The 6,573-nt window shown below is 64.1% G+C and carries 3 protein-coding genes and 1 pseudogene; 1 reads left to right on the top strand and 3 read right to left on the bottom strand.

The window, feature by feature from the left end; all coding sequences use genetic code 11:
- Nucleotides 1–366 precede the first annotated feature (366 nt).
- Both EN874_RS25715 and mscL read right to left on the bottom strand, forming a co-directional pair.
- The gene (locus EN874_RS25715; RefSeq protein ID WP_127427726.1) at nucleotides 367–1,533 is read right to left on the bottom strand and encodes a pyridoxal phosphate-dependent aminotransferase; all 1,167 of its coding nucleotides are present in this window, start codon (nucleotides 1,531–1,533) and stop codon (nucleotides 367–369) included.
- Nucleotides 1,534–1,643: 110 nt separating this feature from the next.
- Nucleotides 1,644–2,066, bottom strand: coding sequence for a large conductance mechanosensitive channel protein MscL (mscL, locus tag EN874_RS25710; protein WP_127427725.1), 423 nt, complete (start codon nucleotides 2,064–2,066; stop codon nucleotides 1,644–1,646).
- A 340-nt stretch (nucleotides 2,067–2,406) separates the two neighbouring features.
- On the opposite strand from mscL, the gene EN874_RS25705 reads away from it, so the two are divergent.
- On the top strand, nucleotides 2,407–5,892 hold the full coding sequence (locus tag EN874_RS25705) for a PAS domain-containing hybrid sensor histidine kinase/response regulator (RefSeq protein ID WP_168247602.1): 3,486 nt from the start codon (nucleotides 2,407–2,409) through the stop codon (nucleotides 5,890–5,892).
- 12 nt (nucleotides 5,893–5,904) lie between these two features.
- On the opposite strand, the pseudogene EN874_RS25700 reads toward EN874_RS25705, so the two are convergent.
- Nucleotides 5,905–6,541: pseudogene (locus tag EN874_RS25700) on the bottom strand (TetR family transcriptional regulator).
- Nucleotides 6,542–6,573 lie beyond the last annotated feature (32 nt).

Genomic DNA, 6,573 nt, shown 5'->3' with positions numbered 1-6,573 from the left:
TTCAGGTTGATGGTTCACCGGTGGGAAGGGACCGGGCCATGCCACGGCCTGTCTGCAAGGACGACCAGGATCCACTCGGTCTCCTTCCCACTTCAAACCATACACGGGAATCAACACACAGGATCCTAGGGTCTCCGCGACGTCGCTCCGCGACTGCTACGCCCTAGGATGACGAAGTCCGTTTGTGCGACCCGATGATCGCAAACGCTGGAGATTGTCCGAGGCCGTCCTTCCGTCGTCATCCTGGGGCGGAGCAAGGAGCGAAGCGACGCGGCGCAGACCCTGGGATCCATGCCGTTACGTCTGCCGAAGAACGAAATGGTGCAGAAAAAGGGTTCGCAAACAAACACTTCCCGCCCGCGAACCTCAAACAGTCTTAATCCACTTCGCCAGGCGATGCGCCGCTTCCTCGAGCTGATCGAGGCGGCGGTGGAAGCATAGTCTGAGGAAGGCCTCGCCGCCGGGGCCGAAGGCCGTTCCGGGTGCCAGGCCGACATTGGCGTTGTCGACGATGTCGAAGACAGCGGTGCGGGAATCGGTGATGCCGTCGACGGTGAAGAACAGGTAGAACGCGCCCTGCGGCACGGTGAAGCGCGCCTTGCCGGTGGCGCCCAATATATCGCAGACGAGGTCGCGCGCCGCGTGTGCCCGTTCGACCTGCTCGACGATGAAGCCGTCGCCCTCGTCAAGCGCTGCGACCGCGCCGCGCTGCATGAACTGGGCGACGCCCGAGGTCGAATACTGGATCAGGTTCTCGAACACCTGCTGCAAGGCGGGATGGGTCTTGATCCAGCCGACGCGCCAGCCGGTCATCGCCCAGTTCTTGGAGAAGCTGTTGACGAAGAGGATCTGGTCTTCCGCCGTCGCGACGTCGAGAAAGGACGGCGCGCGGCCGCGGCCGTAGTGGAACAGCGAATAGATCTCGTCGGCGATGATCCAGAGATTGCGAGCACGGGCCAAATCGAGGATCGCTTGAAGCGTTTCCATGTCGGCGGTCCAGCCGGTCGGATTCGACGGCGTGTTGATGAACAGCGCCTTCGTCCGCGGCGTGATCGCCGACGCTATTCTGTCGACGTCGCAGGACCAGCCATTGCCGGACTGGTCGAGCGTGACCGCGACCGGAACGGCGCCGGCGACGCCGGCAGCGGCGGCGAAATTCGGCCAGGCCGGCGACAGATAGATAACCTCGTCGCCGCTGCCGGCGATCGCGTCGATGGCCAATTGGATGGCATGCATGCCGGAGGCCGTGACGATGAATTCCTCTTCGGCGAAATGCTTGCCGAAATGCCTGGCGTAGTAGCGCGCGAGGGCCTGCCTGAGCTCGGGAATGCCTTTCTGCCAGGTATAGAAGGTTTCGCCATTGGCGAGCCCGCGGGCGGCGGCGTCACTGATGAAGGCAGGCGTCGGCAGGTCGCCCTCACCGGCCCAGAGCGGGATCAAGCCTTCGCGCAAGCGGCCATGGTTGACGACGGCGACAATGCCGCTTTCAGGCGCGGCACGGGCCTCGGTGCGCAAGGTCTGGATCAGGGTCATGCAGGAATCCGTCCGGTTTTCCACGACTGCTAACGTCTTTTACGACAGCCGCAAACAGAAAACCCGGCCGCGAACGGCCGGGGTTTTGGTCCAGCGTGTCGGTCGGCGGATTACTTCTTGGCGAGCAGGTCGCGGATCTCGGTCAGAAGCGCGATGTCGGCCGGCGGCGGCGCCGCAGGTGCCGCGGGCTTTTCGCGCTCGAGCCGCTTGCGCATGCCATTCACGGCCTTGACCATCAGGAAGATGATGAAGGCAAGGATCAGGAAGTTCAGTACAGCGGTGATGAAGCTGCCGTACGCAAAAACGGCGCCCTCCTTCTTGGCGTCGGCCAGCGCGGGCGAATGGACGTTCGAGGACAGCCCGAAGAAATAGTTGTTGAAGTCCAGCCCGCCGAAGATCGCACCGACGATCGGCATGATGACGTCCTCGACCAGCGAAGTGACGATCTTGCCGAAGGCGGCGCCGATGATGACACCGACGGCCAAGTCCATGACATTGCCCTTGGAAATGAATTCCTGGAATTCTTTCAGCATTCGACCCTCCTTGCCGTGGCCACGCTGCCGTCCCCAGCTTCCACTCGGCGCCAGCCCGCGCTTAGCATAACAAAAACCCCCGGTTGCAAAACCGGAAATAGGGCGAAGCCACCGCTTTGTGTCACAGGTCGCGTCACCAGTTGAATATGCGCCGAAAGCCGCGGTGGACTTGGGCTTTAAGCTGTGGTTGCGTCTAAAGCGATCCAGCGTTTGATGGAAACGCCGGATCGTTCTAAGTATTTGTTCTTACGCAATTCCGCACGGAAAAAAGGCGACACACTTTTCGTGGAATTGCTTGAACGGACCGGATGGGAGACCGATCAGGGAGGAAGTTCGAACCGTGCAGGGCTGGTTCGTCGTCATCATCGCGATCGCCTATGTGACGCTGCTTTTTGCCATTGCCAGCGTCGGCGACCGGCGCTCGGTGGCTGCCGGGCTCGGCCGGGCGCGGCCCTTCATCTATGCGCTCAGCCTCGCCATCTACTGCACCTCCTGGACCTTCTTCGGCTCGGTCGGGCTTTCCTCCGAGCGGGGCCTCGAATTCCTCGGCATCTACACCGGCCCGGTGCTGGTCTTCGTGTTCGGCTTCCCGCTGCTCAACCGCATCGTGCGGCTGGCCAAAAGCGAGAAGATCACCTCGATCGCCGACTTCCTCGGCGCCCGCTACGGCAAGAGTTTTACCGTCGCGGCGATCGCGACGCTGATCGCCACCATCGGCGCCGTGCCCTATATCGCGCTGCAGCTGAAGGCGATCTCCGGCTCGGTCAGCCTGATGATCGAGCACTATACCGGCTCGCCGCCCTCCTTCGACCCGTTTGTCAGCGACATCTCGCTGGTGGTGGCGATGCTGCTGGCGCTGTTTGCCGTGCTGTTCGGCACCCGCCACGCCGACGCCACCGAGCACCAGGACGGGCTGGTGCTGGCGGTCGCGGTGGAGACGGTGGTCAAGCTCGCGGCTTTCCTCGCCATCGGCCTGATGGTGACCTTTTTGATTTTCGGCGGCCCGGCCGACATGTTCAGCAGGCTGGCCGACAGTGCGCAGGCGCGGCAGGCGATGGGCTACAGCACCTCTCTGGCCACCTGGCTGGTGCTGACCTGTCTTAGCGGCTTTGCCATCTTGATGCTGCCGCGCCAGTTCTATGTGACCGTTGTCGAGAACCGCAGCGAGGCGGAACTGCGCACCGCGACCTGGGTGTTCCCGCTCTATCTCATGGCGATCAACCTGTTCGTGCTGCCGATCGCCTTTGCCGGCCTGTCGCTTGTCGGCACACGCACCAGCAGCGATCTTTACGTGCTGTCGCTGCCGCTGTTCAGCGGCCACGACGTGCTGGCCATGGCCGCCTTCATCGGCGGACTGTCGGCGGCGACCGCCATGGTCATCGTCGAGAGCGTGGCGCTGTCGATCATGATCTCCAACGACCTCGTCATCCCGCTGTTCGTGCGCCGGCTGCTCAAGACCGCCTCTTCGCAGAATGAGGACTGGTCGACGCTGATCCTGAACGTCAGGCGGGCGTCGATCTTCATCATGCTGTTCATCGCCTTCCTCTATTACCGCGAGAGCACCAACAGCGCGCGGCTGTCCTCGATCGGCCTGATGTCGTTTGCCGCGATCGCTCAATTCGCGCCAGCGCTGATCGGCGGCCTGATCTGGCGCCGCGCCAATGGCCGGGGCGCAGCGCTCGGCATGGTCGCCGGCATCGCGGTCTGGGGTTATACGCTGCTGCTTCCCTCGCTCGTCGGTCCCGGCTCCGACTTTGTCGTCCACGGCCTGTTCGGCTTCGAGGCGCTGCGGCCGCAGGCGCTGTTCGGCACCGTCGGCGAGCCGCTGAACCACGGCGTGCTGTGGAGCCTGTCGGTCAACACGCTGTTCTTCGTGCTTGGATCGCTGTCCCGAGCGTCAGTGCCGCTGGAGCGCATCCAGGCGGCGATCTTCGTGCCGCGCGAGGCCGGCCCGATGCCAAGCCTGCGCCGCTTCCGCACCGCCGTCACCGTCAACGACCTCAAGGACACGATTTCCCGCTATCTCGGCGTCGAGCGCACCGAGCGTTCCTTCCAGTCCTTCGAGAAGAACGCGAATGTCTCCCTGCACGGCAAGGAACAGGCCAGCATGGACGTCATCCGCTTCTCGGAGCAATTGCTGGCGAGCGCCGTCGGCTCTTCGTCGGCCCGGCTGATCCTGTCGCTGCTCTTCCGCCGCAACGACCGCGATTCCAAGGATGCCTTCCGGCTGCTCGACGACGCCACCGAGGCGCTGCAGCACAATCGCGACCTGCTGCAGATCGCGCTCGACCAGATGGAACAGGGCATTACCGTCTTCGACCGCGATTTCCGGCTGATTTGCTGGAACCGGCAATACCGGGCGCTGTTCGATCTGCCGGACGATATGGGCCAGGTCGGCGTCTCGCTCGACCAGATTCTGCGCCACCTGGCCGAGCGCGGCGATATCCCAACCGACCAGCGGGTGACGATGCTCAACCGGCTGACCAGCTTCGCGGGTCCCTGGCAGATGGAGCTCAGGACCAGCGGCCGTATCCTGGAGCTGCGCTCCAACCCGATGCCGGACGGCGGCATCGTCGCCACCTACGCCGACATTTCCGGCCGCGTCGAGCAGGACCTGGCGCTGAAGCGGGCCAATGAATCGCTGGAGCAGCGGGTCCGGAGCCGCACCGCCGAGCTCACCCGCGTCAACGAGGAGCTGGCGCAGGCACAGATGCTGGCCGAGGAAGCCAACCTCAGCAAGACGCGCTTCCTCGCCGCCGCCGGCCATGACATCCTGCAGCCGCTCAACGCCGCACGGCTCTATTGCTCGTCGCTGATCGAAAAGGCCGGCAAGGGTCGAGCCGGCAAGGCCGCCGTCAACATCGAATCCTCGCTGGAGTCGGTCGAGACCATCCTCGGCGCAGTGCTCGACATCTCACGGCTCGACGCCGGCGCGCTGAAGCCCGAGGACACCACCTTCAGCCTCGGCGGGCTGCTTGGCCAGATCGGCAACGATTTTCGTCCGCTCGCCGCCGAAAAGAAGCTCGGCCTGAAAATCATGCCGTCGTCGCTCGGCGTCATGACCGACCGCAACCTGCTTCGCCGGCTGATCCAGAACCTCGTCTCCAACGCGATCAAATACACGCGCGAGGGCCGCATACTGGTGGGTGTCAGGCGGCGTGGCGAATTGGCCGAGATCCAGGTGATCGACACCGGCATCGGCATTGCCGGCGACAAATTGAACACGGTCTTCCACGAATTCACCCGGCTGGACGAAGGCGCGCGCGAAGCCGAAGGGCTTGGCCTCGGCCTCTCAATCGTCGACCGCATCGCCAGGGTTCTCAGGCTCGAGATCCGCATCTACTCCGATCCGGGCAAGGGAACGCGCTTTTCGGTCATCCTGCCGGTCGCGGCGGTCGCGCCGCAGCCGCGCGAAGTCGGCAAGGCGCCCGCGCGCGCGGCATCCTCACTTGCCGGACTCAACGTGCTGTGCATCGACAACGACGCGCGCATCCTGGACGGCATGCGGCTGCTGCTCGAAGGCTGGGGCTGTAGCGTCGAGACCGCCTCGGGATCGGGCGATTTGTTGCGGCCGGGCGCGGTGAGGCCGGATGTGGTGCTTGCCGACTACCATATCGACGGCAGCACCGGGCTCGACGCGATCCACAGGCTGCGCGCCGCTTACGGCCAGGACCTGCCATGCGTATTGGTCACCGCCGACCGTTCCAGCGAAGTACGAGCCGCGGCAAGCCAGCTCGACGTTCCAGTGGTCAACAAGCCGCTGAAGCCGGCCGTGCTGCGTTCGATGATGGCGCGCGTCAGGGCGCTGGCGCAGGCGGCGGAGTGATCCTCTTTCTGCCTACCCCTGGTGTCCCAGGCTTCCGAGATAGGCGCAAAACATGCCGGCGAGGGCGTCGGAATAGGTTTCGATCTCGGCCGACGTGCGCGGGTTTGTCGAAAAATCCGCTCCGACCGCGCTGAGCGTCTTCATGATCAGCTTTCCGGCGAGGGCGCGGACAGGATCGGAAGCTTCTGGCAGCGTCTCCCGCATGAAAACCTCGACGGTGCGGTTTGCCATGGCCCTTGCCTCCTGGGCCTCCGGCGCGTCCCGATAAAGAGGGGGCGTCGTCGTTCAGCGCGCCACGCACCGCCGCCTCCTCGCATTCGGAGCGGATGAAGGCATGCACCAGCGTGCGCAGCCGTTCGAGCGGCGGTTTTCCGACGTCCTCGAGAATGCCGCATAAGAGGTCGGTCGTCTGGCGCCATTCATCACTCTGCAGCCGGAACAGAAGCGCCGCCTTGTTCGGGAAATATTGATAGAGCGAGCCGACGCTGACACCCGCCTTCTCGGCGACGCGCGTTGTGGTGAAACGCCGCGCCCCTTCGCTCGCCAAAACCTGAGCAGCCGCCTGCAAAATCGCCGCCACGAGCTCCGTCGCGCGCGCCTGTTTGGGCTGTTTTCGGGTGGAAATTGAAGGGCTTGGGCGTTGGATCATGGCAGCGCTCGGGAATGCGAATTGGAAACCTG

It is taken from the genome of Mesorhizobium sp. M1D.F.Ca.ET.231.01.1.1, from assembly GCF_003999155.2.
In the GTDB taxonomy this organism is placed as follows: domain Bacteria; phylum Pseudomonadota; class Alphaproteobacteria; order Rhizobiales; family Rhizobiaceae; genus Mesorhizobium.
Note: the sequence above shows the minus strand (reverse complement) of the source record. Positions and strands in the feature narration are given on the sequence as shown.